We start from the raw sequence: 25,325 nt of genomic DNA on the forward strand, positions 1-25,325 counted from the left end.
GGATGGGCTCCTTCTTACTTCTTGGACGGGGACTTGGGCCGCTGCGGGCCACCCTTGCGCTGGCCGGACTGGGCCTTGCTACGGGTGCCGGAGCCGGGCTTCTGGGGCTGCTGAGCAGCCGCGGGCTTGGCGTCCTGCGGCTCGGCGTCACGAGGCTCGTCGGACTTCTCCAGCGACGGGGAGTCGCCCGCCTGCCTGGTCCCGCCGGACTGACGCTGGGACTTGCTCTGCCGCTTGGGCTGCTGGCGCCGGGGAGCGGTGGCGGTGGCCGTGGTGGTGCCGTCGGCGGCAGCGTCCTCGGTCTGCGCCGGGGCCTGGGCCACGCTCTTCGTCACGGTGCCGTCGGCCTGGGCGGCGAGACCGGCCTTGCTCAGCGAGTTGATGAACTTGCGCTCGAACTCGTTGCGGTCACGGCCCTTGGCGACGATCGCCTTGACGATGGTCTTCTCGCTGCGCCGGCTGATCTTGCCGTGGTGCGTGACGTGCTTGGTCAGGCGCTCCAGGTAGGCGGCCTGGGCCTTGGAACCCGGGGTCGGGTTGTTGTGGATGACGTACATCTGCTGGCCCATGGTCCACACGTTCGTGGTCAGCCAGTAGATGAGGACACCGACCGGGAAGTTGATACCGAAGACGGCGAACATGATGGGGAAGACGTACATCAGCATCTTCTGCTGCTGCATGAACGGCGTCTTCACCGTGGTGTCGACGTTCTTCGTCATCAGCTGGCGCTGCGTGTAGAACTGCGACGCCGACATCATGACGATCATGATCACGGTCACGATCCGGACGTCGGTGACCGAGGCGCCCAGCGCGTGGATCGTGTCGGCGCCGTCCTTGAACTTCGCGGCGAGCGGAGCCCCGAAGATGTGCGCCTGACGGGCGCTGGCCAGCAGCGGGTCGTTGATGACACCGATGGTGTGGCCCGAGGCGATGCCGTTGAGCACGTGGTACAGGGCGAAGAAGAACGGAGACTGCGCCAGGATGGGAAGGCACGAGGAGAGCGGGTTGGTACCCGACTCCTTGTACAGCTTCATCATCTCTTCGGACTGACGCTGCTTGTCGTTCTTGTAGCGCTCCTGGATCTTCTTCATCTCGGGCTGGAGCGTCTGCATGGCCCGGGTCGCCTTGATCTGCTTCACGAAGAGCGGGATCAGGCAGATGCGGATCAGGATCACCAGGGACACGATGGACAGGCCCCAGGCCCACCCGGTGTCAGGTCCGAAGATCGCCCCGTACACCTTGTGGAACTGGACGATGACCCAGGAGACGGGCCAGGTGATGAAACTGAAGAGGCTGGCAATCGTGTCCACTAATCATGCTCCTTGGGCATGGGACGAGGTCTCTGCGGCCGGGCTCGGAGGAAGCTCGGAAGGAGACTTCGCTCCGGTGGCCGGTTCGGCGGCGGAGGGCCCGCCCTTGCGTGCGCTCCAGGCGTCGCGCAGCATTTCGTGCCACCGCGGGCGCTTGCGGGGTGGAACGTGGTCCACACCGCCCAGCGACCACGGATTGCACCGGAGGATGCGCCAGGCGGTGAGTGCCGTGCCCTTGATCGCACCGTGCCGGTCGATGGCCGTGTAGCCGTAGTGGGAGCACGACGGGTAGTACTTGCACACCGGCCCCAACAGCGGACTGATCGTCCACTGGTACAGCTTGATCAAGGCCAGCAGCGGGTACTTCATCGCGCGCCCCCTCCCAGCAGCCGCTCGAGGGCGGCGTCCAGGTCTCGGGCCAGCTGTGCGTGGTCTGCGTCGCCCGCTCCGGGCAGCGCTCGTACGACTACCAGGCTACCGGGGGGGAAAAGGGCGACTCGGTCACGCATCAGATGGCGCAGTCTGCGCTTCACTGTGTTGCGCACGACCGCACCACCCACAGCCTTGCTGACGACGAAACCCGCACGCGTCGGGGGAGCGCTCTCCCCTGGCGCGTGCGGGTCCGTGGCACCGCTACGAAGATGGACGACGAGCGTCGGGCGGCCTGCCCGGCGGCCCCGTCGCACCGCGGTCGCGAAGTCCTCGCGCCGCCTCAGCCGGTTCTCGGTGGGCAGCACGATGTCATGACCTGATCGGGATCAGGCGGACAGACGGGCGCGACCCTTGCTACGGCGGGACGCGAGAATCGCGCGGCCGGCACGGGTGCGCATACGCAGCCGGAAGCCGTGGGTCTTCGCGCGACGACGGTTGTTCGGCTGGAAAGTGCGCTTGCTCACTCGGGGGCTCCAGAAAGAATCGGTAGTGGCGGGGTGCCGTCCTGGCTGTCACCGTGCGCCCACGAGTAGCTCGCGTCACGCCCGAGTGCACCGCTTCCCGATCACCTGTAAGTGATCTGTGCCCATCGGAGGCAGGCGGCAGCAGCCATCGACAACTCGACCTGGTTACGGTACGCGGGGCTGCGCCATCCGGTCAAACCGAGGGTCGTCGGGGGACACTATCCACAGGCTGGGGACAACGACTTGAACCGTACCGGCCGCGCTGACTACCGTGGCTGAACTCCGATTCGTTCCCATATCCCCGCCCGACCTGATTTTCATCCCGACCCGTCCCTGAACCACACGTTCGTGGGACCTGTGAGAGAGCGTGCCCTGTGGCTGACGTACCTGCCGATCTTGCCGCAGTGTGGCCGCGAGTACTGGAGCAGCTCCTCGGCGAGGGCCGCGGACAGGGCGTGGAGGCGAAGGACGAGCACTGGATCCGGCGCTGCCAGCCGCTCGCGCTGGTCGCGGACACCGCCCTGCTCGCCGTACCGAACGAGTTCGCGAAAGGCGTGCTGGAGGGCCGTCTCGCGCCGATCGTCAGCGAGACCCTGAGCCGTGAGTGCGGCCGGCCCATCCGGATCGCCATCACCGTGGACGACTCTGCGGGCGAACCACCGGCCCCCGCCGCGCCGCAGCCGTCGCAGCCGTCGCAGGCGCCCCAGTCGCCGCAGTCGCGCTACGAGGAGCCGGAGCCGCCCTCGGGCCCGTACGAGGGCTACGGCCGCCACCGCGGCGCCGAGCAGCCCCCGGGCACCGAACCGCGCCCCGACCAGCTCCCGCCCTCCCGCCAGGACCAGCTCCCCACGGTCCGGCCGGCCTACCCGTCCGAGTACCAGCGCCCCGAACCCGGCGCCTGGCCGCGCCCCGGGCAGGACGAGTACGGCTGGCAACAGCCCCGGCTCGGCTTCCCCGAGCGCGACCCCTACGCCTCCCCGTCCTCCCAGGACGGCTACGGCTCCGGCGCGGACGCGTACGGCTCCTCGTCCCGGGACTACCGCCCGCAGGGCATGCACCGGCCGCCGTACGAGCAGCAGCGCGGTGACTACGACTCCGGGCGGGGCGACTACACCCCGTCCCGGGCCGAGTACGACCAGCGCGACCCGGTCCGCCGCGAGCTGCCCGAACCGCCGGCGCACCGCGGCACCGGCCGGCCGGACGCCCCCTCGGCGAGCGGCCCCGGCACGCCGGCCGCGCAGTCGGCGGCCTCGGGCGGCGCGGGCGAACCGACGGCCCGGCTGAATCCGAAGTACCTGTTCGACACGTTCGTCATCGGCGCCTCCAACCGGTTCGCGCACGCGGCGGCGGTCGCGGTCGCCGAGGCACCGGCGAAGGCGTACAACCCGCTGTTCATCTACGGGGAGTCGGGGCTCGGCAAGACCCATCTGCTGCACGCGATCGGGCACTACGCGCGCAGCCTCTACCCGGGCACGCGGGTGCGGTACGTCAGCTCGGAGGAGTTCACCAACGAGTTCATCAACTCGATCCGCGACGGCAAGGGCGACAGCTTCCGCAAGCGCTACCGCGAGATGGACATCCTGCTCGTCGACGACATCCAGTTCCTCGCGGACAAGGAGTCGACGCAGGAGGAGTTCTTCCACACCTTCAACACCCTGCACAACGCCAACAAGCAGATCGTGCTCTCCAGCGACCGGCCGCCCAAGCAGCTGGTCACGCTGGAGGACCGGCTGCGGAACCGTTTCGAGTGGGGTCTGATCACCGACGTCCAGCCGCCCGAGCTGGAGACGCGGATCGCGATCCTGCGCAAGAAGGCGGTGCAGGAGCAGCTGAACGCCCCGCCGGAGGTGCTGGAGTTCATCGCCTCCCGGATCTCGCGGAACATCCGTGAGCTGGAGGGCGCGCTGATCCGGGTGACGGCGTTCGCCTCGCTCAACCGGCAGCCGGTGGACCTGGGCCTGACGGAGATCGTCCTGAAGGACCTGATCCCCGGGGGCGAGGACTCGACGCCCGAGATCACCGCGACGGCCATCATGGCGGCCACCGCGGACTACTTCGGGCTCACGGTCGAGGACCTGTGCGGCACCTCGCGCGGCCGCCAGCTGGTCACGGCCCGGCAGATCGCGATGTACCTGTGCCGCGAGCTGACCGACCTGTCGCTGCCGAAGATCGGCGCGCAGTTCGGCGGCCGTGACCACACGACCGTCATGCACGCCGACCGCAAGATCCGCGCGCTGATGGCCGAGCGGCGCTCGATCTACAACCAGGTGACCGAGCTGACGAACCGCATCAAGAACGGCTGACCGGCGGCCGGCAGGCGGCCGCCGCACCGTCGTGCACCCACCGACGCCCAGGGCGCTCCCGGGACACCACGTCCCGGGGGCGCCCTGTCGCGTTCGCTCCCGCCCTGTGCCCACCCCGGCACCGGCAACGACGGCGACAGTGACAGCGACGGCGGCAGAGGGGCGGGCAGGGCGGGGACGACCGGGTGGGGACGACCGGGTGGGGACGACCGGGTGGGGAACCGTCCGCCGGGAGCTGCGGGAGCGTGCCCGGCCGGTTCCGGAGCCGCTTTCCGGGTGCCGGGCCCGTGTGTCCACGGGCTGTGGAGCGTCCCCCGTCCGCCACCGGCTGTTCGATTTCCCGCCGGGTTACGGCCACTCTCCACAGATTCGGTGACTTTCTTCCGTCCACATGCTGGGGACTGCGAAGTTGTCCCGATCTCTGTCCACAGGCAACCGGCCCGCGCGCTGTTCGCCCAGCTCAGATGCCTGTGGAATCGTGGACGAACGATCTCCACAAGCTGTGGACAACCGGTTGACCCCCAGGCTGTGGACAGAGTTGTCCACCGGTGACCCACAGGCTGGGGGCGGTTGTCCCCAGCAATCGCCGGCTTCTCCACATGGCTGTCCACTGTTCGGCAACCCGGCGCCCCCGCTCACCGCGTCGAGTGAAAGGCGTCACAGGAAGCTGCCGGATTGGGCTGTGGGAAACCGGGGTATTCCTGGGGACACAGCTGGGGAGAACTGCCCTCAGCCTGTGGGCGCTGTGTGCAGAACTTTCCGTTCTCCACAGACGACCCAGGTTGTCCACTGCCTCCACCCACAGGGCCAGTGGATAAAAAACCCGCGCTGAGCTGGGCAAACGTGGTTATCCACGGTATCCACAGGCCCTACTACTACTCCCGACTAGAGAGAGTTCGGCAACCGTTTCGAAGCGGGAGCTGTGCACAACTCGCCGTCTCGCGCCCGGCTGCCCCTCGGTCCGACTTGACCCCGACGGGCACCTACTGTCAGTGCCGTGCGTCAGACTGGTCCCCGGCGTCCTTCCCGTCCCAGTGGGCGGTGACGCCGAGTCGGAGGACTCAGTAGCAACAGCAGGAGGCGGCTTACGGTGAAGATCCGGGTGGAACGCGACGTACTCGCGGAGGCAGTGGCCTGGGCGGCACGCAGCCTCCCGGCCCGTCCGCCGGCGCCGGTCCTCGCCGGCCTGCTGCTGAAGGCCGAGGACGGCCAGCTGAGCCTGTCGAGCTTCGACTACGAGGTCTCCGCACGGGTGAGCGTCGAGGCGGAGGTCGACGAGGAGGGCACCGTCCTCGTCTCCGGCCGGCTGCTCGCCGACATCTCCCGCGCGCTCCCCAACCGGCCGGTGGAGATTTCCACAGACGGTGTACGGGCGACCGTGGTCTGCGGGTCCTCGCGCTTCACCCTCCACACCCTGCCCGTGGAGGAGTACCCGGCGCTGCCGCAGATGCCGAGCGCGACCGGCACGGTGCCCGGCGAGGTCTTCGCCGCCGCCGTCTCCCAGGTGGCCATCGCCGCCGGCCGTGACGACACGCTCCCGGTGCTCACCGGTGTGCGCATCGAGATCGAGGGCGACACGGTCACCCTGGCCTCCACCGACCGCTACCGCTTCGCGGTCCGCGAGTTCCTGTGGAAGCCGGAGAACCCGGACGCCTCCGCCGTCGCCCTGGTCCCCGCCAAGACGCTGCTGGACACCGCGAAGTCGCTGGGCGCCGGGGACAGCGTGACGCTGGCGCTGTCCGGCTCCGGTGCCGGTGAGGGCCTGATCGGTTTCGAGGGCGCCGGGCGGCGTACGACCACGCGTCTGCTCGAGGGCGACCTGCCGAAGTACCGGACGCTGTTCCCGACCGAGTTCAACTCCGTCGCCGTGATCGAGACCGCGCCGTTCGTGGAGGCGGTCAAGCGTGTCGCCCTGGTCGCCGAGCGGAACACCCCGGTGCGGCTGAGCTTCGAACAGGGCGTGCTGATCCTGGAGGCCGGGTCCAGCGACGACGCACAGGCTGTGGAAAGGGTCGACGCCCAGCTGGAGGGCGACGACATCTCGATCGCCTTCAACCCCACGTTCCTGCTGGACGGTCTGAGCGCGATCGACTCGCCGGTGGCGCAGCTGTCGTTCACGACCTCCACGAAGCCGGCCCTGCTGAGCGGCAAGCCCGCGGTGGACGCCGAGGCCGACGACGCGTACAAGTACCTGATCATGCCGGTGCGGCTCAGCGGCTGACCGTTCGTCCACAGGGTGTGCGCGGTGCCGGGTGCCTTCGCGGGTGCCCGGCACCGCGACCCACGGGGGCCGGGTCGCTCCCCCGAGGCGGGGTACGCGGTGGCCGCGGAGCACGGGCGGTACGCATGAGCGCGTATGCCCACAACCGTGCGTGAAGCGTGCGGTTTAGGCTCGGCTCGGCACCAAGGTGCCTGTCCCGCCACAGCGACCTAAGGAACACAACTGATGGAGCTCGGTCTCGTCGGCCTCGGCAAGATGGGCGGCAACATGCGCGAGCGGATCCGCCGCGCCGGCCACACCGTCATCGGGTACGACCGCAACGCGGACGTCGCGGATGTCCACAGCCTGGAAGAGCTGGTGGGCAAGCTCGAGGCCCCGCGCGTGGTGTGGGTGATGGTCCCCGCCGGTGAGCCCACCCAGTCGACCGTCGACCGGCTCGGCGAGCTGCTGGAGCCCGGCGACGTGGTCGTGGACGGCGGCAACTCCCGCTGGACGGACGACGAGAGGCACGCCGAGGAGCTGGCCGCCAAGGGCATAGGCTTCGTCGACTGCGGCGTCTCCGGTGGCGTCTGGGGCCTGGAGAACGGGTACGCGCTGATGTACGGCGGCGACGCCGAGAACGTCGCCAAGGTGCAGCCGGTCTTCGACGCGCTGAAGCCGGAGGGCGACTTCGGCTCGGTGCACGCCGGCAAGGTCGGCGCGGGCCACTTCGCGAAGATGGTCCACAACGGCATCGAGTACGCGATGATGCAGGCGTACGCCGAGGGCTGGGAGCTGCTGGAGAAGGTCGACTCCGTCACCGACGTCCGCGAGGTCTTCCGGTCGTGGCAGGAGGGCACGGTCATCCGGTCCTGGCTGCTGGACCTCGCCGTGAACGCCCTCGACGAGGACGAGCACCTCGAGGGCCTGCGCGGTTACGCCCAGGACTCCGGTGAGGGACGCTGGACGGTGGAGGCCGCGATCGACAACGCGGTGCCGCTGCCGGCGATCACCGCGTCGCTGTTCGCGCGGTTCGCCTCCCGCCAGGAGGACTCGCCGCAGATGAAGATGATCGCCGCGCTGCGCAACCAGTTCGGCGGGCACGCCGTGGAGAAGAAGTAATCCACAGGGTCGCTCCGCGATCCACAACCACCGAGGGAGGTCGGCGGGACGACCATGCACGTCACGCATCTTTCGCTGGCCGACTTCCGCTCGTACGCCCGGGTCGAGGTCCCGCTCGACCCGGGCGTCACCGCCTTCGTCGGCCCCAACGGGCAGGGCAAGACCAACCTGGTGGAGGCGGTCGGGTACCTGGCGACGCTCGGCAGTCACCGGGTCTCCTCCGACGCCCCGCTGGTGCGCATGGGCGCCGAGCGGGCGGTGATCCGGGCGCAGGTCCGGCAGGGCGACCGGCAGCAGCTGATCGAGCTGGAGCTGAACCCGGGCCGGGCCAACCGGGCCCGTGTCAACCGGTCCTCGCAGGCCAGACCGCGGGACGTGCTGGGCATCGTACGGACGGTGCTGTTCGCGCCCGAGGACCTGGCGCTGGTGAAGGGGGACCCGGGTGAACGGCGGCGGTTCCTCGACGAGCTGATCACCGCGCGCTCGCCGCGCATGGCCGGTGTGCGCTCCGACTACGAGCGCGTCCTCAAGCAGCGCAACACCCTGCTGAAGACGGCCGCCCTCGCCCGCCGGCACGGCGGCCGGTCCATGGACCTGTCCACGCTCGACGTGTGGGACCAGCACCTCGCGCGCGCGGGCGCGGAGCTGCTCGCCCAGCGGATGGACCTCATCGCCGCGCTCCAGCCGCTCGCCGACAAGGCGTACGAGCAGCTGGCACCCGGCGGCGGCCCCATCGCGCTGGAGTACAAGCCGTCGGCGCCGGGCGAGGCGCACACCCGCGAGGAGCTGTACGCCCAGCTGACGGCGGCGCTCGCCGAGGCGCGCAAGCAGGAGATCGAGCGGGGCGTGACCCTCGTCGGCCCGCACCGGGACGACCTGGTCCTCCGGCTCGGCCAGCTGCCCGCCAAGGGCTACGCCTCGCACGGCGAGTCCTGGTCCTACGCCCTCGCCCTGCGGCTGGCCTCGTACGACCTGCTGCGGGCCGAGGGCAACGAGCCGGTGCTGATCCTGGACGACGTCTTCGCGGAACTGGACGCCCGGCGCCGGGAACGGCTCGCGGAGCTGGTCGCGCCCGGCGAGCAGGTGCTGGTCACCGCCGCCGTGGACGACGACGTACCCCGGATGCTGGCCGGCACCCGGTACGCGGTGGCCGGTGGCACGGTGGAGCGCGGATGAGCACCGGGGACCCCGCGCCGCGGGACCGGAACCCGCAGGACCGCACCGCGAAGGGCGGGAACGCGAAGGGCCGGAAGGCCGAGGAGCCCTCCGGCGTCGACCTCGCGCGCGTGGCGTTGCGCGCCGCGAAGGAGCAGGCACGCGCGCGCGGGGACGCGGCGCGGCAGCGCAAGCAGGCGCGGCGGGGCGGCGGCCTGCGTTCCGGCGCGCGCGCCGACGGCCGCGATCCGCTGGCGCTGGGCGCGGCGATCAACCGGCTGATCACCGAACGCGGCTGGGAGACCCCCGCCGCGGTGGGCGGGGTGATGGGCCGCTGGCCGGAGATCGTCGGCGAGGACCTGGCCAAGCACTGTGTGCCGCAGCGGTACGACGAGGACGAGCGGGTGCTGACCGTCCAGTGCGACTCGACGGCCTGGGCGACGCAGTTGCGGGTACTCGCGCCGACGCTGGTGGCCCGGCTCAACGAGGACCTCGGGCACGGCAGCGTACGGATGATCAAGGTGCTCAACCCCGGCGGCCAGCCTCGCCGGTACGGCCCGTTGCGTGCGCCGGGGAGCACCGGACCCGGTGACACCTACGGCTGAGGGGCCCGTCCGGCCGCCCGGTGACCGTCCCGCGCCCACCTCGGTGCCCGGCTCGGCGCCCGGCTCCGGGGCCGTCCGGCGGGCCGTCGGCGCACGGCTGACATGCCGCCGACACCGGGCCGACGCGGGGGTGACGTACCTCACTTCACAGGGGACCGTCGGGGCGCCTCCGCACCTGCGCGCACCGGCGCGGACAGCGGCCGGACGGCTTCCGCACCGCCTTCTGACCCGCCGGTAGCCACGGGTTGACGGCTCGAAGCGCTGAGTGCCGCTGTGAGCCCCTTGGAGCCCCCATCCGTATATCGGGACCCGGCGGAGACCGGTTGAGGGCGGCACATGCGGTCTCAGGTACCCGCAAACCCCCATCGATGTCAGTGCTACCGGTAGACTGGAAGCCAATCCCGCCCCAATGTGGGGACCGCCCGGGAAAAGCTGAGCAACGCTGATCAAGGCTTACCAACGCAACATGCCGCAGCCGCTCCGGCAACCTGCCGACGAGCCCGGCTCGTGCTGTGCCAGAAAGGGCGCTTCGTGGCCGATTCCGGCAACCCCAACGAGAACATCCCGTCCACCGACGCCGGCGTGAACGGCGAGGCCACCGAGTCCGGCGCGGTCTCCGCCTCCTATGACGCCAGTGCCATCACCGTGCTCGAAGGGCTGGACGCGGTCCGCAAGCGGCCCGGCATGTACATCGGCTCCACGGGCGAGCGCGGTCTGCACCACCTGGTGTACGAGGTCGTCGACAACTCGGTCGACGAAGCGCTGGCCGGTTACGCGGACACCATCGACGTGACGATCCTCGCCGACGGCGGGGTGCGCGTGGTCGACAACGGGCGCGGCATCCCGGTGGGCATCGTGCCCTCCGAGGGCAAGCCGGCCCTCGAGGTCGTGCTGACCGTGCTGCACGCGGGCGGCAAGTTCGGCGGTGGCGGGTACGCCGTCTCCGGCGGTCTGCACGGTGTGGGCGTCTCCGTGGTGAACGCGCTGTCCACGAAGGTCGCCGTCGAGGTGCGCACGGACGGCCACCGCTGGACGCAGGACTACAAGATGGGCGTCCCGACGGCCCCGCTGGTCAAGCACGAGGCGATCGAGGAGACCGGCACGTCGGTCACCTTCTGGGCCGACCCGGAGATCTTCGAGACCACCGAGTACTCCTTCGAGACGCTGTCGCGGCGCTTCCAGGAGATGGCGTTCCTCAACAAGGGCCTGACGATCCGGCTCACCGACGAGCGCGAGTCGGCGAAGGCGGTGGCCGGCGCGGACGAGGCGGGCGCCGACGAGAAGGCCGAGGTCAAGACCGTCACGTACCACTACGAGGGCGGCATCGTCGACTTCGTGAAGTACCTGAACTCCCGCAAGGGAGACGCGGTGCACCCCACGGTCGTCGCGCTGGAGGCCGAGGACCGGGACAAGAGCCTGTCCCTCGAGGTCGCCATGCAGTGGAACAGCGGCTACAGCGAGGGCGTGTACTCGTTCGCCAACATCATCCACACCCACGAGGGCGGTACGCACGAGGAGGGCTTCCGGGCGGCCCTCACGAGCCTGATCAACAAGTACGCGCGGGACAAGAAGCTGCTGCGCGAGAAGGACGACAACCTCACCGGTGACGACATCCGCGAGGGTCTGACCGCGATCATCTCGGTCAAGCTGAGCGAGCCCCAGTTCGAGGGCCAGACGAAGACCAAGCTGGGCAACACGGAGGCCAAGACCTTCGTGCAGAAGGCGGTCTACGAGCACCTCAACGACTGGCTGGACCGCAACCCGGTGGAGGCCGCGGACATCATCCGCAAGGGCATCCAGGCGGCCACCGCGCGCGTGGCGGCCCGCAAGGCGCGCGACCTGACCCGTCGCAAGGGCCTGCTGGAGACGGCGTCGCTGCCCGGCAAGCTGGCCGACTGCCAGTCCAACGACCCGGCCAAGTGCGAGATCTTCATCGTCGAGGGCGACTCCGCCGGCGGTTCGGCCAAGTCCGGCCGGAACCCGCAGTACCAGGCGATCCTCCCGATCCGCGGCAAGATCCTGAACGTGGAGAAGGCCAGGATCGACAAGATCCTCCAGAACCAGGAGATCCAGGCGCTGATCTCGGCCTTCGGCACGGGCGTGCACGAGGACTTCGACATCGAGAAGCTGCGCTATCACAAGATCATCCTGATGGCGGACGCCGACGTCGACGGCCAGCACATCAGCACCCTGCTGCTGACCTTCCTGTTCCGCTTCATGCGGCCGCTGGTCGAGGCCGGGCACGTGTACCTGTCCCGCCCCCCGCTGTACAAGATCAAGTGGGGCCGTGACGACGTGGAGTACGCGTACTCGGACCGCGAGCGCGACGCACTGATCGAGATGGGCCGCCAGCGCGGCAAGCGCGTCCGCGAGGACTCCATCCAGCGCTTCAAGGGCCTCGGCGAGATGAACGCCGAGGAGCTGCGCGTGACCACCATGGACCAGGAGCACCGGGTCCTCGGCCAGGTCACCCTGGACGACGCCGCGCAGGCCGACGACCTGTTCTCGGTCCTCATGGGCGAGGACGTCGAGGCCCGCCGCCAGTTCATCCAGCGCAATGCCAAGGACGTCCGCTTCCTCGACATCTGAGTCGGTCTCAGCTGACCGCACCAGGAAGGATCTTCACCAGCAATGGCCGACGAGAACACTCCGGAAACCCCTGAGACCGAGGGCGGCGAACTCGCGATGCGTGTCGAGCCCGTCGGGCTCGAGACGGAGATGCAGCGCTCGTACCTCGACTACGCGATGTCCGTCATCGTCTCCCGTGCGCTGCCCGACGTCCGGGACGGCCTCAAGCCCGTCCACCGTCGCGTGCTCTACGCGATGTACGACGGCGGCTACCGCCCCGAGCGCGGCTTCTACAAGTGCGCCCGCGTCGTCGGCGACGTCATGGGCAACTACCACCCGCACGGCGACTCCTCCATCTACGACGCCCTGGTGCGCCTCGCCCAGCCGTGGTCGATGCGGATGCCGCTGGTGGACTCCAACGGCAACTTCGGCTCCCCGGGCAACGACCCGGCGGCGGCGATGCGCTACACCGAGTGCAAGATGGCGCCGCTGTCGATGGAGATGGTCCGGGACATCGACGAGGAGACCGTCGACTTCACGGACAACTACGACGGCCGCTCCCAGGAGCCGACCGTCCTGCCGGCCCGCTTCCCGAACCTGCTGATCAACGGCTCGGCCGGTATCGCGGTCGGCATGGCCACCAACATCCCGCCGCACAACCTGCGCGAGGTCGCGGCCGGCGCCCAGTGGTACCTGGAGAACCCCGACGTCTCCCACGAGGAGCTGCTGGACGCGCTCATGGAGCGCATCAAGGGCCCGGACTTCCCGACCGGCGCCCTGGTGGTGGGCCGCAAGGGCATCGAGGAGGCGTACCGCACCGGCCGCGGCTCGGTCACGATGCGCGCGGTGGTCGAGGTCGAGGAGATCCAGGGCCGTCAGTGCCTGGTGGTCACCGAGCTGCCGTACCAGGTGAACCCGGACAACCTGGCGCAGAAGATCGCCGACCTGGTGAAGGACGGCAGGATCGGCGGCATCGCGGACGTCCGCGACGAGACGTCGTCGCGCACCGGCCAGCGCCTGGTGATCGTCCTGAAGCGGGACGCGGTCGCCAAGGTCGTGCTGAACAACCTGTACAAGCACACCGACCTCCAGACGAACTTCGGCGCCAACATGCTGGCGCTGGTGGACGGCGTGCCGCGGACCCTGTCGCTCGACGCCTTCATCCGCCACTGGGTGACGCACCAGATCGAGGTCATCGTCCGCCGTACCCGCTTCCGGCTGCGCAAGGCCGAGGAGCGGGCGCACATCCTGCGCGGTCTGCTGAAGGCCCTGGACGCCATCGACGAGGTCATCGCGCTGATCCGGCGCAGTGACACCGTCGACATCGCGCGCAGCGGCCTGATGGGCCTGCTGGAGATCGACGAGATCCAGGCGAACGCGATCCTGGAGATGCAGCTGCGGCGCCTGGCGGCCCTGGAGCGGCAGAAGATCGTCCAGGAGCACGACGAGCTCCAGGCGAAGATCAGCGAGTACAACGAGATCCTCGCCTCGCCGGTCCGCCAGCGCGGGATCGTCAGCGAGGAGCTGGCCGCGATCGTCGAGAAGTACGGCGACGACCGCCAGACCAAGCTGATCCCCTACGAGGGCGACATGTCCATCGAGGACCTGATCGCCGAGGAGGACATCGTCGTCACCGTCACGCGCGGCGGTTACGTCAAGCGGACGAAGACGGACGACTACCGGGCGCAGAAGCGCGGCGGCAAGGGCGTGCGCGGCACGAAGCTGAAGGAAGACGACATCGTCGACCACTTCTTCGTCTCCACCACGCACCACTGGCTGCTGTTCTTCACCAACAAGGGCCGGGTGTACCGGGCGAAGGCGTACGAGCTGCCCGAGGCCGGCCGGGACGCGCGCGGCCAGCACGTGGCGAACCTGCTCGCCTTCCAGCCCGACGAGGCGATCGCCGAGATCCTCGCGATCCGCGACTACGAGGCGGCGCCCTACCTGGTCCTCGCGACCAAGTCCGGTCTGGTCAAGAAGACGCCACTGAAGGATTACGATTCGCCTCGCTCCGGCGGTGTGATCGCGATCAACCTGCGCGAGCGCGAGGACGGCGGCGACGACGAGCTGATCGGCGCCGAGCTGGTCTCCGCCGACGACGATCTGCTGTTGGTCAGCAGGAAGGCGCAGTCGATCCGGTTCACCGCCTCGGACGATTCGCTGCGCCCGATGGGCCGTGCCACCTCGGGCGTCAAGGGGATGAGCTTCCGCGGGGGCGACGAGCTGCTCTCGATGAATGTCGTCCGACCCGGTACGTTCGTGTTCACTGCCACCGACGGTGGGTACGCGAAGCGGACCGCCGTCGACGAGTACCGCGTCCAGGGGCGTGGTGGCCTCGGCATCAAGGCTGCCAAGATCGTGGAGGACCGTGGTTCGCTCGTCGGCGCGCTGATCGTCGAGGAGAACGACGAGATTCTCGCGATCACCCTCTCCGGCGGTGTGATTCGCACGCGAGTCAGCGAGGTCAGGGAGACGGGCCGTGACACCATGGGCGTCCAACTGATCAACCTGGGCAAGCGCGATGCCGTGGTCGGTATCGCTCGTAACGCCGAGGCCGGACGCGAGGCGGAGGAAGTCGACGGCGACGTGGCCGTGGACGAGGCCGCCGAGGGTCCCGCGACCACCGGCACGGACGAGGGTGAGGCGCCCTCGGCCGAGTAGCACGAGGAGAGAGTCATCGTGAGCGGAGCCACGGGCGCCGGATCGGCCGGTACCTCCAGGGGTACGGAAACGGGCGGCGGCGGCCGTGGCTCCGCCGCGCGTGCGGCGCGTACGAGCGACCCTCAGACGACGAACCCGAAGCCGGTGAAGGCTTCCGTGGCGGACTCCTCCGGCACGCAGAAATCCCAGCAGGCATCCCAGGGGGGCACTGTGACGGACACCCGAGGCACGGCCGCGGCCGGCGACGCGCGGCAGGCGTCGCCGCTTCCCGGCGAACGGCGTCCGGAGCGGCCCGCCGAGCCGTACCACCCGCCGCAGGCCTATGCGGCACAGGACGCCGGCGCGGTCCGCAGGCCGCGCACCGGCGTGCGTACGACGGCGCCGCGGACCCGCAAGGCGCGGCTGCGGGTGGCCAAGGCCGACCCGTGGTCGGTGATGAAGGTCAGCTTCCTGCTCTCCATCGCGTTCGGCATCTGTACGATCGTCGGCGCGGCGGTGCTGTGGATGGTCATGGACGCGATGGGCGTGTTCTCGACGGTCGGCGGCACGATCTCGGAGGCGACCGGCTCCAACGAGGCGAACGGCTTCGACCTCCAGGCGTTCCTGTCCCTCCCCCACGTCCTGACGTTCACGACGATCATCGCGGTCATCGACGTGATCCTGGCGACGGCGCTCGCCACGCTCGGCGCGTTCATCTACAACCTCTCCGCGGGCTTCGTCGGCGGCGTCGAGCTGACCCTGGCGGAGGACGAGTGACCCCGGACCAGGGACGTTCCGCGACCACCCCGGCAACCGATTTTGGGACTGGCGCGGTCGTGCGCTAATCTTCAGGAGTCAGCGCGCGGGACACACACCGCAGAGCGCGGCGGGGCTATAGCTCAGTTGGTTAGAGCGCATCCCTGATAAGGATGAGGCCACAGGTTCAAATCCTGTTAGCCCCACCAGCACGAAGACCCCCGGTCCGGATGGATCGGGGGTCTTCGGCGTGTGTGGCCTGGTGGGCTCCGGGGCGCCCGGTGCCGGGTACGGAAAGGCCCGACCGCTGGCGACGGGGGATGCACCAGCGATCGGGCTATGGCCAAGGGTAACAAGGTTGTCGGTCGTATGGGGCCAAGTCCGCGGTGAATCAGGCAGGTTGGCCGGTCATCGACCGCACGGGGGGTCGTAGGAGAGGCGGGGCAGGTACTCCTGCCAGCGCTGTCGGGTCAGGACGCCCCGGGTGACCGAACAGATGTGCCGGATCGCCGTGTCCGCGTCCAGGCTCCACAGGCGGACCGTGTCGGCGCCGCTGGAGACACCGAGGACGTGGCTGCCGGGGCTGAAGGACAGGAAGTTGCCGGTCTTGGCGTTGGGGCTCATCGACTGGCCGATCGGGGTGGCGGCGGCGGGGTCGGTGACATTCCACAGGCGGACCGTGTTGTCGCTGCCGCCGCTGGCCAGGGTCTGTCCGTCGGCGCTGAAGGTGAGGGACGTCACCGCCTCGGTGTGGCCGGTGAGCGGGGCGCCCGGCTCACTCGCCGAGGCCGGGTCGGTGACGTCCCAGAGGCGGACGGTGTCGTCGTCGCTGCCGCTGGCCAGGGTGCGTCCGTCGGGGCTGAAGGCGAGCGTGTTGACAGGACCGTCGTGGGCGGTGAGCGGGGCGCCGAGCGGCGCCGGGCGGGCGGGGTCGGTCACCTTCCACAGGCGGAGCGTGCTGTCCGCGCTGCCGCTGGCCAACGTGTGCCCGTCAGGGCTGAAGGCGAGGGCGTTGATGTAGCCCCGGTGGCCGGTGACCGGCTTGCCGAGCGGTACGGCGTGCCCGGGGTCGGTGACGTCCCACAGCCGGATGGTGCGGTCGTCGTAGGCGGTGGCCAGGGTGCGTCCGTCCGGGCTGTACGCCAGCGCGTCGGCGCCCATGAAGCGGGTCCGCAGGGTCAGCGGCGGTCCGGTGGCGACCGGGCGGGCGGGGTCGGTGACGTTCCACAGGTGGACCGTGCGGACGCCGGTGAGGACGGCGAGGGTCCGGCCGTCGGGGGAGAACACGAGGGAGCGCTGGTCGCCGTCGGCCCGCATGAACGGCGTGCCGAGCGGGACGGGCCGGCCGGGCCGGGTCACGTTCCACAGCCGCAGCCTGCCGTCCCGGGCGGCGGTGGCCAGGACCCGGCCGTCCGGGCGGAACGCCCCGCTCCGGCCGATCATGTCGGAGGTCGGGACCGACCACAGGCGCACCTTGCCGTCCCCGCTGCCGGTGGCGAGGGTCCGGCCGTCCGGGCGGAACCCCAGGGCGTACATCTCGCCGCTGGCGCCCGCGAGCGGTTCGCCGACCTGGGAGGGGGACGCCGGGTCGCTGACGTTCCACAGGCTCGCCGTGCTGTCCGCGCTGGCGGCGGCCAGCCGGCCGCCGTCCGGGCTGAACGCCACCGACCAGACCGGCCCGGTGTGGCCGGTCAGCGGGGAGCCGACCGGCGCCGCGCGGCCGGGGCGGGACACGTCCCACAGCCGGATGGTGTCGTCCGCGCTCCCGCTGGCCAGGGTGTGCCCGTCGGGGCTGAAGGCGACGGAGTGCACCAGGTCCGTGTGCCCGCGCAGGGTCCGCACCGGGCCGGTCCGGCGCGGGGCGGTCATGTCCCACAGCCGGATGGTGTCGTCGTCGCCGCCGGTCGCGAGGGTCCGCCCGTCCGGGCTGAACGCCACGCAGCGCACCGCTGCGGTGTGCCCGCGCAGGGTCCGGACCGGGGTGGGCCGGCGCGGGTCGGCCACGTTCCACAGCCGTACGGTGCTGTCCTCGCCGGCCGTGGCGAGGGTGCGCCCGTCCGGGCTGAACGCGGTCAGGTAGATCGTGCCCTGCCGGCCGGTGACCGGCTTGCCGAGCGGTACGGCGTGCGCGGGGTCGGTGACGTCCCAGAGCCGGACCGTGCCGTCGTCGCCGGCGCTGGCCAGGGTGCGTCCGTCCGGGCTGAACACGGCGCTGCTCACCCAGCTGGTGTGGCCGGAGAGCGGCCCGCCGAGCGCGGTCGGTCGGTCCGGGTCGGTGACGTCCCAGAGCCGGACCGTGTGGTCGTAGCTCGCCGTGGCCAGCGTTCTGCCGTCCGGGCTGAACGAGGTGAGGTAGACCGCGCCCCGGTGCCCGGACAGCGGGGTGGCCAGCGGCGCGTTCACGATCGAGATCAGCCTGCTGTACGTGTCCTCGTCGCCGGGGCGCAGCTGGTGCGCGACCAGGTCGAGCTGGGCGGCCAGCGACGGGTCGGTGTGCTGGACCCGGTCGGCCTCGGCGAGGACCTGCGCGAACACGGCGTCGTCGCGCTGCTTCCAGGCGATCACCGCGGAGCCGGCGGCGAGGACGGCCAGTGCGACCAGTGTTGCCACCGCCGCCCGGCTCAGCCACACCGTGCGCTTGCGCAGCCGTACCGAGGCGGCCAGGAACTCCACCGCGCTGCGGGTCAGATAGGTGTCCCCGGCCGACCGGGCCCAGCCGCGCGCCTGCTCCAGCCGCGACCCCCGGTACAGCAGCGAACTGTCCCGGCCCGAGTCCTCCCAGGACCGGCCGTCCTCCTCCAGCCGCTGGCGCAGCAGGTGGTCGCCGCGGCCCTCGTCGATCCAGTGCCGCAGCCGGGGCCAGGCGTGCAGCAGCGCCTCGTGGGTGATCTCCACGGTGTCGGCGTCGAGTGTCACCAGCCGGGCCCGGACCAGGGCCTCCAGCGACTCCTCGGTCTTGCCGGGGTCCGCCGACTCCTCCGCCAGCTGGCGGCGGGTGCCGCGCCGCCGGGTGGCCTGGGTGTCCTCGCCGAGCCGGACCAGCCGCAGCAGCAGCAGCCGGGCGGCGGTCCGGGCCGCGGGGTCCAGGCCGGACCAGGCGCGCTCGGCGGTCGCGGCGACGGCGCCCTGGATGCCGCCCGCCGCGCGGTACCCGGCCAGCGTCAGCCTGCCGGACTTGCGGCGCTGCCAGGTGGCCAGCAGGGCGTGCGACAGCAGCGGCAGCACGCCCGCGTCGTGCGCGCCGCGCGGTCCGTCGGCGCTCACCTCGCGCACGATCAGCTCGGCGAGTCCCGGCTCCAGCTCGAGCCCCACCGCCTTGGCCGGTCCGGTCACCGCCTCGCGCAGCTCGGTGCCGGTCAGCGGGCCGAGCACCATGTGGCGGTGCTGGAGCGCGTCGGCCAGTTCCGGGTGGTCGAGGCACTGCTCGTAGAAGTCGGCCCGGATGCCGAGGACCACCCGGACGGGCGCGGGCCCGGCGAAGCCGGCGGGCGGGGTGCAGGCGGCGTGCAGGAACCGGATGAAGGTGCGCCGGTCGGCCTCGTCGGCGCAGAGGGTGAACGCCTCCTCGAACTGGTCGACGATGACGACCGGGCGGGTGCCCGGGTCCGTGGCGCGGTCCGCCCAGGCCGCGACCGCCTCGCGGACGGCCCGGGCGACGTGCGGGGTGCCGCAGCCCGGCAGGGCCGGGTTCCGTGCCGCCTCCCGCTCGGCCCGGGACGCCTCGGCGGCGACGGCGGCGAGTTCCGGGACGCGGCGGACCAGTTCCCCCAGCGGATCGGCGCCCGGGACGAGCTGGAGTACGGGGCCGGGTGGCTCGGCGGGCGGCTCGGAGGGGGGCTGCGGCGAGGGCTCGGCGGGGTCGGCGGGCCGGGCGGGGGCAGCGTGGGGGGGCCGGGGAGGTTCGGCGGGGTCGGCGGGCTGCCGGGGCCGGGGGACGAAGGAGGGGACCTCGGTGCGCCCTGTCCCCGGCCGGGCGGGCTCGCGGGGCTCGGGGGAGCGGGAGGACCGGTGCGGCTCCGGCGTGGCGGGGGACGGGTGCGGCTCGGGGGCCGGGGCGTCGGCCGCCCGGCCGGGGCCCCCGTTCAGGGCGCCACCCCGGATCGCGGGGACCAGGCCGGCGTTCAGCAGGGAGGACTTCCCGGCCCCGGAGGCGCCGACCAGCATGACCAGTCCGCCGGACCGCTCGGCCGCGCGGAGCAGGGCGACGAGGGCCTTCGTGCTGCGCTCCCGGCCGAAGAACCACCGGGCGTCCTCGTGCCGGTACGAGGCGAGCCCCCGGTACGGGCACACGCCACCGGTGACGGGCGGCGCCTGGGCCGGTGGCCGCCGGTTCTCCTCGGCGGGCGGGGCGCCCCGGTCGCCGGCCGGGCCGGTCAGGGCCAGCTCCCACAGCCGCTGCCAGTGGGCGAGGTCGTACAGCCCGGCGGAGACCGGGGCGGGCCGCAGCCGCCGGGCCTCCGGGATCAGGATCTGGAGCACCGCCGCGAGCGCGGTGAACTGGGCCGGTACGTTCCTGGCCCGGCGCCAGTCGCTGATCCGCTGCGCGGACACCCGTACCGGCCGGCCGCGCTCGTCCATCCGCTGGAGCCGTACGACCGCTTCGGAGACGCTCTTGAGGGGAGGATTTCCGGCCTCCTTGTAGAGCAGCGCGAGCCGCTCGGCGAAGGCTGTGCGTGCCCCTGAGTCGGAACTCAAGGTTCCACCCCTTACTTCCCCGCGTGTGGACGTCCGGACCGGAAAACTCACCCTATACGTCTGACCTGCGGATAAGGGGCTCTCCGGAGACCGGAACCTCCTCGTGGGGGGCGACAGATGGCAGGATCCGAACCCGGTAGCGGACCCGTCACCTACCGTACGAACAGGCCACCGGCTCAGTGCTCGGAGAGACAGCCCATGGCGCCGAACGTTATCGGTCAGATTCGGTCAACCCAGCCGCGCCCGGCGGATCAGCCCGCGCGTACCCCGTAATCGGCCCCGTACTTCGATCCGCGCCGCAGCGTCGACGTGGCACGGATCGACGGCCCCGCACCGTTCGGCACCGGTCCCCACGAGGGGAGGGACCGGTGCCGGGCGGGCGGGAAGCACTCGCCCCGGTTATTTGACAGCCCGTCGGCTACGGTCGCGTCCCCGGCCGTTCCCGAAGGGGTGAGTGCCATGGAGAAGCGGCGTCCCCGGTGTCCGCGACCGCCCGGCGAGCCGCGCTGGGTCGCGATGTTCCACCGGCCCGCCCAGGACGCCTGGACGGTCGGCGCGGAGTCCCCCCATCAAGGGCCCGTGCTGTACGCCCTCGGGGATATGACCCGGACCCTGCGGGCGCGGGGGGACGAGGTGACGGTCGCCCTCTGGGGCCCCGGGCGCGACGGGTGGCATCTCTTCGACACCCCGTCCGCCGTCCGTACGGCGGCTCCCGCGCCGCCGTCGCCGGTGTCCGGCGTCCCCGGACCCGAGCGGCTGGCCGAGCGGATGACGGACCGTCGGCACCAGGCGCTGATGGCCGGTCTGAGCAAGGCGGGCCTGTACGACCTGGACCCCGAGGACGGCGAGGCGGTGCGTGCCCTGGCCGACCGGCTCGACGAGCCCACCGTCCGCAGGGTGGCGCACTGGCTCTCCGTCGCGGGCGGCCGGCGGTAGCCGGGGGCCGGTTGGGCGGGCCGTCCGCCGGGCAGTGACGTCCTGGAGGTCACCGCCGACGGCTGGAGGACGCATGAAGGTCTCCCTCGACCGCTCCCTGTGCTACGGCTCGGCCGAGTGCGCGTACCGGGCGCCGGCCGTGTTCGCGTTCGAGGACGGATACGGCGCCGTACGCCCCGGCGCGGAGCACGCGGCCGAGGACCCGCTGGTCGGCGAGGCCGTCCGGGAGGCGGCGGAGAAGTGCCCCTCGCAGGCCATCGCCGTCGCCGCCGCCCCCGCCTTCACGGAGCGGGACACCGGGGAGGGGCACGACGGGTGACCGGACGCCGGGGAGCGGGACGTCAGGGAGCGGGGTCTTCCCGGGTGGGGGAGGCGGGGGGAGCGGGCGGCGTGGCCGTGGCCGCGGGCGGCGGGTAGGTCCAGCCGAAGGCGGCGAGCGCGCGGGCCCTGGCCTCGGCGACCGCCGTACGGGCGGCGCGCTCGGCGGGGTCGACATGGGCCGCCTGGCCCGTGACCTGGCCGTCCCACTTGCGGTAGAGCAGGCCGGCCGCCGCCGAGAACCAGCCGCGGCTCACCGCGTCCAGTGCCAGCAGCAGCCCGGTGTCCTCGGACGCCGGCAGCGCCATCCAGCCGCCCAGGGCGACCAGCAGTTCCCGTCGTACGCACAGGCTCGCCGGGTGGACCGGGAGGCGGAAGCCGTCGCGCGTCCAGTGGCCGAGGACGGTGCCGCGTTCGACCGGGCCCTCGTCGGGGTCGCCGGGGAAGCCGGCCGTGGAGCCGTCGGGCAGCAGGTCCAGGACGCGGGAGGTCGTCCAGCCGATGGTGGGGTGGGCCTCCAGCACGGCCAGGTCGCGGGCGAGCGCGCCCGGCGTGAGCTGGTCGTCGGCGTCCAGCACCTTGACATACGCGCCCCCGGCGCGCGCCAGCGCGATGGTCCGGGCGACCCCGGGGCCGCCCGGCCGGCCCTGGCGGAAGGACACGCGCGCGTCGTCCGGGAGGTGCGGGCGGACCTCGTCCGTCGTGCCGTCCTGCTGGACGACCCACTCCCACTCCCAGCCTGCGGGCAGCCGCTGTGCGCACAGGGACCCGTACGCGTCCGGCAGGAACCGGGCGGACGGGCCGTGGACCGCGGTGATCACGGTGACGCGCCGGGACACGGCAGCGCTCACCACCTTCCCTGGGGGCGGGGCCTGTTGTCGCTGCCAGCATGGCGCACGGGACGCCGGGAACAGCGCGAGACCCCCGGCCGGGAGCGGCCGGGGGTCTTCCGTGTCGACTGGTGCGTACGCAAGTCGCCGTGGTGTCGAGACGTTGCGGTACTGCGGCGGGGCCGGGGCTCAGCAGTCGAGCTCCTCCGAGGTCTGCTCGGGAATCTGCGCTTCCGACTGTGTCTGGGGGAGGGTCCGGTGGCGGCAGCTCGGGGACTTGCCGTGGGCCTCGGCCCGGATCCGCTGCTTCATCGTGGGGGGCAGGGCCCTGGCATGGGACCAGGCCCAGTGGTGTGCCGCCGGAGTCGTCGGGGCGGTGCGCTGCGCGGTGCCGGTGCGGGGGCTCTCGGTCCGGGGTCCGGCCGCGACGGCGGTCGTGGCGCCGGCGGAGACGAGTCCGAGCGCCGTGCACAGCGCGAGGAAGGCGGTGACGATGGCGGTCCACAGCTTCATGACCTTGTTCTTGGTCATGGCCCCTCACTTTCGGGTTGGGCGATTTGCGTACTTTGTTCATGATGTGTATGAGCCTCGCGAAGTGGTGGACCGACGCCCGCGGCGCGTCGATGTTCCGATGAACACCACTCGGATGGACGCAAGAGAGCAGAAAACGCCCGAATCGCGGTGAGGGTGAGCGAAGGGGGAGCAAAGTAACCGTCCGTGGGGGCGTGGTCACGCTCCGGCCGGAACCCCGTCCGGCCTGGTCCAACGCGCTGAAGGGGGCGGGAGTTGGGCCCCGACGCAGGTCACCGATCGATATCGGTCGGTGTGTATAGTCGGGCGGCAGAGGTCCCCTACGTCAAGGAAAGACGAGGTCGCGCGGTGAAGAAGCTGCTCCTGGTCGCACTGGCCGCCATCGGCGGGCTCCTCGTGTACCGCCAGATCCAGGCGGATCGCGCCGAGCAGGACCTGTGGACGGAGGCGACTGACTCCGTGCCCACGGGTTCGTGAGTCCCGGTACCGACGGATACCGAATCTGAACAGACCCCGGCCGCCACGCGGTCGGGGTTTCGTGTTGTCCGGGGCCCGGCGCCCGGTCCCGTGTTGCGGGCTCGCGGCGGGTGCGGTAGGCGGTACGGCGCGCGGAGCGTGACGGTGCCCGACGGGGCCGGGGCGTTTCGGACGGGCGTACCCGTTGCCCGGACGGCGCAGCGCCGGGCGGGGCAGGATGGGGCCCGCGGCCGGTGCGGCCGTCCGACGACCGGGGGTGGTGGCGCGTGCGGGGGCCAGGGCGGCGAGGGGACGGGGCGCGGACGCGGTGGCGGGCCTTCGCCGGCCGGTGCGCCGTGCTCCTGCTGCCGGCACTCACCGCCGTCGTCGCCCTGCCGGCCGGTGCCCCGGCCGCCGCCGACGCACGGCCGGGGTCCTACGTCTTCACACCCGGCGCGCGGAGCGTCACGGGCGCGGAGACCACCGCGGACGCCGTGCCGCTGGACGCCGGCCACGCCTACCGCAGTTCCCTCCCCCGCGACGGCAGGCTCTACTACCGCCTCAGGCTCACCGCCGCGGACACGGCGTACGTCCCCGTCACCGCCGTACCACCGGCGGACGCCGGCGTCTCCGCCACCGACGGCATCCGCGTCTCGCTGCGGGACGCGCACGGCACCGCCTGCTCCTACGGCTCCGCGCGCTTCGGCGCCGGCATCAGCCCGCGTCCGGTCACGGCCCTGGGCCTGCGCGAGACCGGCAAGGCGCTGTGCCAGGGCGGGGGCACGTACTACCTGCTCGTGGAACGGCTCGACGCCGAGGGCTCGGGCGCTGCGACCGCGCCCTGGGAGCTGGAGATCGCGCCCGCCACGGAACCGCGCCTGACGCGGACCGGCTCCACGCAGCCGCCGCGCAGCTGGAATTCGGCCACCCCGCGGCCTCTTGCCGGGCGGCCCCGCGACCGCGTGGGCGGCACCGGTTTCGCGGCGGCGCGGCTGCTGGGCCAAGGGGTCTGGCGGACGTCCCTCGTCCCCGGCGAGACCCGGTTCTACAAGGTGCCGCTGGAGTGGGGACGTCAACTGCGCGTCTCCGCCGAGCTGGGCGGCGCACCCGGCCGTGGCTACGTCGGCGGCGCCCTGGGCCTCTCCCTTTACAACCCCGTGCGCGGCCCGGTCGACAGCGTCTCCCTCGGCTACACCGGCGCCGCGAAGACCACCGCGCCGGCACCGCTGCCGCCGGTGGAGTACGCCAACCGGTACGCCGTGCCGGCCGGGGTGTCCTCCGTCCGGTTCGCCGGTGACTACTACCTCGTCCTGCACCTCAGCGACCGGCTGGCCGGCACGTTCGGCCCGGGGCCGTTCCAGGCGACCCTGCGGGTGCGGGTGGACGGCCGGGCGCACGCGGGTCCGGCGTACGCCGGCAGCCCCGTACCCGGCGACGTCTTCACGGTCACCGAGCGGGACCGGCTGGCCGCGCTGACCGGCGGCACGGAGGGCGGGGGCACGGGGGACGGGGACGGCGGGGGCGGGTCCGACGACCGGATGATGCGGCTGGTCGCCGTCGGCGGGATCGGCTCGGGCACCGCGCTGCTGCTGTTCCTCGGCGGCTGGACGGTGACGGCCCGGCGGTCCCGCGGCTGAGTCCCGGCCGGGGAGGCGGGCGGCGGCTCAGCCACGGGTCAGCGCCCAGAAGCCCACCGCGTAGCAGACGAGCGCCAGCAGCAGGATCGGGATCACGGCCCTGGCCGGGGGACCGGTGCGGCGGGGCGCACGACGCGCCCGATGACTTCCCGCGCGCCGGGGTGTCGTTCCCGGCGCGGGCGGCGGCGCGGACGAGGGCGAGGGGGTGGCCGGAAGTCCGGGCGGCGGTGGGGTGTGCGGAGCCGCGTGGGAGGCGCGGGCGGTGTACGCGGCGGTGGTGGAGTCGCCGGGCGGGACCGGCGGGGGGGCCGGTATCGGCTCCGGCCACCGGACGGGGGGCGACGGTACGGGCGGCGGGGCCGGGAAG

The 25,325-nt window shown here is 71.9% G+C and carries 19 protein-coding genes, 1 tRNA gene and 1 pseudogene; 13 read left to right on the forward strand and 8 right to left on the reverse strand.

What is annotated here, in order from left to right:
* Nucleotides 1-14: 14 nt before the first annotated feature.
* Genes yidC through rpmH form a run of 4 tightly spaced genes read right to left on the reverse strand, consistent with a single transcriptional unit; the run spans nt 15 to nt 2,206 of the window.
* A complete protein-coding gene (yidC, locus tag IF37_RS0103890) occupies nt 15-1,310 on the reverse strand; it encodes a membrane protein insertase YidC (RefSeq protein ID WP_030736105.1) in 1,296 nt (431 codons plus the stop codon).
* Between the two features lie 3 nt (nt 1,311-1,313).
* On the reverse strand, nt 1,314-1,679 hold the full coding sequence (gene yidD, locus IF37_RS0103895) for a membrane protein insertion efficiency factor YidD (RefSeq protein WP_030736108.1): 366 nt from the start codon (nt 1,677-1,679) through the stop codon (nt 1,314-1,316).
* Nucleotides 1,676-2,047, reverse strand: coding sequence for a ribonuclease P protein component (gene rnpA / locus IF37_RS41500; RefSeq protein WP_079080991.1), 372 nt, complete (start codon nt 2,045-2,047; stop codon nt 1,676-1,678). Before rnpA ends, yidD begins: the two co-directional genes overlap by 4 nt.
* Nucleotides 2,048-2,068: 21 nt before the next feature.
* On the reverse strand, nt 2,069-2,206 hold the full coding sequence (gene rpmH, locus IF37_RS41505) for a 50S ribosomal protein L34 (protein ID WP_003956500.1): 138 nt from the start codon (nt 2,204-2,206) through the stop codon (nt 2,069-2,071).
* A 374-nt stretch (nt 2,207-2,580) separates the two neighbouring features.
* Here rpmH and dnaA point away from each other — a divergent pair, with 374 nt between their 5' ends.
* From dnaA to IF37_RS0103950, 9 genes are all read left to right on the forward strand, one after another.
* Nucleotides 2,581-4,509: a chromosomal replication initiator protein DnaA gene (dnaA, locus tag IF37_RS0103905; protein WP_079165534.1), complete on the forward strand. Its 1,929-nt coding sequence runs from the start codon at nt 2,581-2,583 to the stop codon at nt 4,507-4,509.
* A 1,090-nt stretch (nt 4,510-5,599) separates the two neighbouring features.
* Complete coding sequence (gene dnaN / locus IF37_RS0103910) at nt 5,600-6,730, forward strand: DNA polymerase III subunit beta (RefSeq protein WP_030736117.1); 1,131 nt, start codon at nt 5,600-5,602, stop codon at nt 6,728-6,730.
* A gap of 225 nt (nt 6,731-6,955) precedes the next feature.
* Nucleotides 6,956-7,831 (forward strand): phosphogluconate dehydrogenase (NAD(+)-dependent, decarboxylating), encoded by an 876-nt coding sequence (gene gnd / locus IF37_RS0103915; protein WP_030736120.1) that lies wholly within the window; start codon nt 6,956-6,958, stop codon nt 7,829-7,831.
* 54 nt (nt 7,832-7,885) lie between these two features.
* Nucleotides 7,886-9,007 carry a DNA replication/repair protein RecF gene (gene recF, locus IF37_RS0103920; protein ID WP_030736123.1) on the forward strand — a complete coding sequence of 374 codons (1,122 nt, stop codon included), beginning with the start codon at nt 7,886-7,888 and terminating at the stop codon, nt 9,005-9,007.
* Nucleotides 9,004-9,591, forward strand: coding sequence for a DUF721 domain-containing protein (locus IF37_RS0103925; RefSeq protein ID WP_030736126.1), 588 nt, complete (start codon nt 9,004-9,006; stop codon nt 9,589-9,591). Before recF ends, IF37_RS0103925 begins: the two co-directional genes overlap by 4 nt.
* 507 nt (nt 9,592-10,098) lie before the next feature.
* Nucleotides 10,099-12,180, forward strand: a complete 2,082-nt coding sequence (gene gyrB / locus IF37_RS0103930) for a DNA topoisomerase (ATP-hydrolyzing) subunit B (protein ID WP_030736131.1) — start codon at nt 10,099-10,101, stop codon at nt 12,178-12,180.
* A 42-nt stretch (nt 12,181-12,222) separates the two neighbouring features.
* A complete protein-coding gene (gene gyrA / locus IF37_RS0103935; RefSeq protein ID WP_030736134.1) occupies nt 12,223-14,820 on the forward strand; it encodes a DNA gyrase subunit A in 2,598 nt (865 codons plus the stop codon).
* An 18-nt stretch (nt 14,821-14,838) separates the two neighbouring features.
* Nucleotides 14,839-15,576, forward strand: coding sequence for a DUF3566 domain-containing protein (locus IF37_RS0103945; RefSeq protein ID WP_079165535.1), 738 nt, complete (start codon nt 14,839-14,841; stop codon nt 15,574-15,576).
* Between the two features lie 111 nt (nt 15,577-15,687).
* Nucleotides 15,688-15,764, forward strand: a tRNA-Ile gene (locus IF37_RS0103950).
* 199 nt (nt 15,765-15,963) lie between these two features.
* Here the strand turns inward: IF37_RS0103950 and IF37_RS0103955 are convergent.
* Nucleotides 15,964-20,250 (reverse strand): WD40 repeat domain-containing protein, encoded by a 4,287-nt coding sequence (locus IF37_RS0103955; RefSeq protein WP_030736140.1) that lies wholly within the window; start codon nt 20,248-20,250, stop codon nt 15,964-15,966.
* Between the two features lie 459 nt (nt 20,251-20,709).
* On the opposite strand from IF37_RS0103955, the gene IF37_RS0103960 reads away from it, so the two are divergent.
* Nucleotides 20,710-21,186: a hypothetical protein gene (locus IF37_RS0103960; RefSeq protein ID WP_063886355.1), complete on the forward strand. Its 477-nt coding sequence runs from the start codon at nt 20,710-20,712 to the stop codon at nt 21,184-21,186.
* 73 nt (nt 21,187-21,259) lie between these two features.
* Nucleotides 21,260-21,505 carry a ferredoxin gene (locus IF37_RS0103965; RefSeq protein WP_030736146.1) on the forward strand — a complete coding sequence of 82 codons (246 nt, stop codon included), beginning with the start codon at nt 21,260-21,262 and terminating at the stop codon, nt 21,503-21,505.
* A 22-nt stretch (nt 21,506-21,527) separates the two neighbouring features.
* Here IF37_RS0103965 and IF37_RS0103970 read toward each other — a convergent pair whose 3' ends face one another.
* Entirely contained in the window at nt 21,528-22,355 is an 828-nt protein-coding gene (locus tag IF37_RS0103970) for a glycosyltransferase (protein WP_253915634.1), read from the reverse strand.
* Between the two features lie 168 nt (nt 22,356-22,523).
* Complete coding sequence (locus tag IF37_RS0103975; protein ID WP_030736152.1) at nt 22,524-22,865, reverse strand: DUF6344 domain-containing protein; 342 nt, start codon at nt 22,863-22,865, stop codon at nt 22,524-22,526.
* Between the two features lie 348 nt (nt 22,866-23,213).
* On the opposite strand from IF37_RS0103975, the gene IF37_RS45190 reads away from it, so the two are divergent.
* Together IF37_RS45190 and IF37_RS0103985 are read left to right on the forward strand one after the other, a co-directional pair.
* Nucleotides 23,214-23,342, forward strand: coding sequence for a DLW-39 family protein (locus IF37_RS45190; protein WP_003999697.1), 129 nt, complete (start codon nt 23,214-23,216; stop codon nt 23,340-23,342).
* Nucleotides 23,343-23,677: 335 nt separating this feature from the next.
* Complete coding sequence (locus IF37_RS0103985; protein ID WP_030736155.1) at nt 23,678-24,958, forward strand: hypothetical protein; 1,281 nt, start codon at nt 23,678-23,680, stop codon at nt 24,956-24,958.
* A gap of 27 nt (nt 24,959-24,985) precedes the next feature.
* On the opposite strand, the pseudogene IF37_RS45195 reads toward IF37_RS0103985, so the two are convergent.
* Nucleotides 24,986-25,325: pseudogene (locus IF37_RS45195) on the reverse strand (serine/threonine protein kinase); the annotation flags it as partial.

It is taken from the genome of Streptomyces sp. NRRL S-31 (assembly GCF_000718775.1).
Lineage (GTDB): Bacteria > Actinomycetota > Actinomycetes > Streptomycetales > Streptomycetaceae > Streptomyces.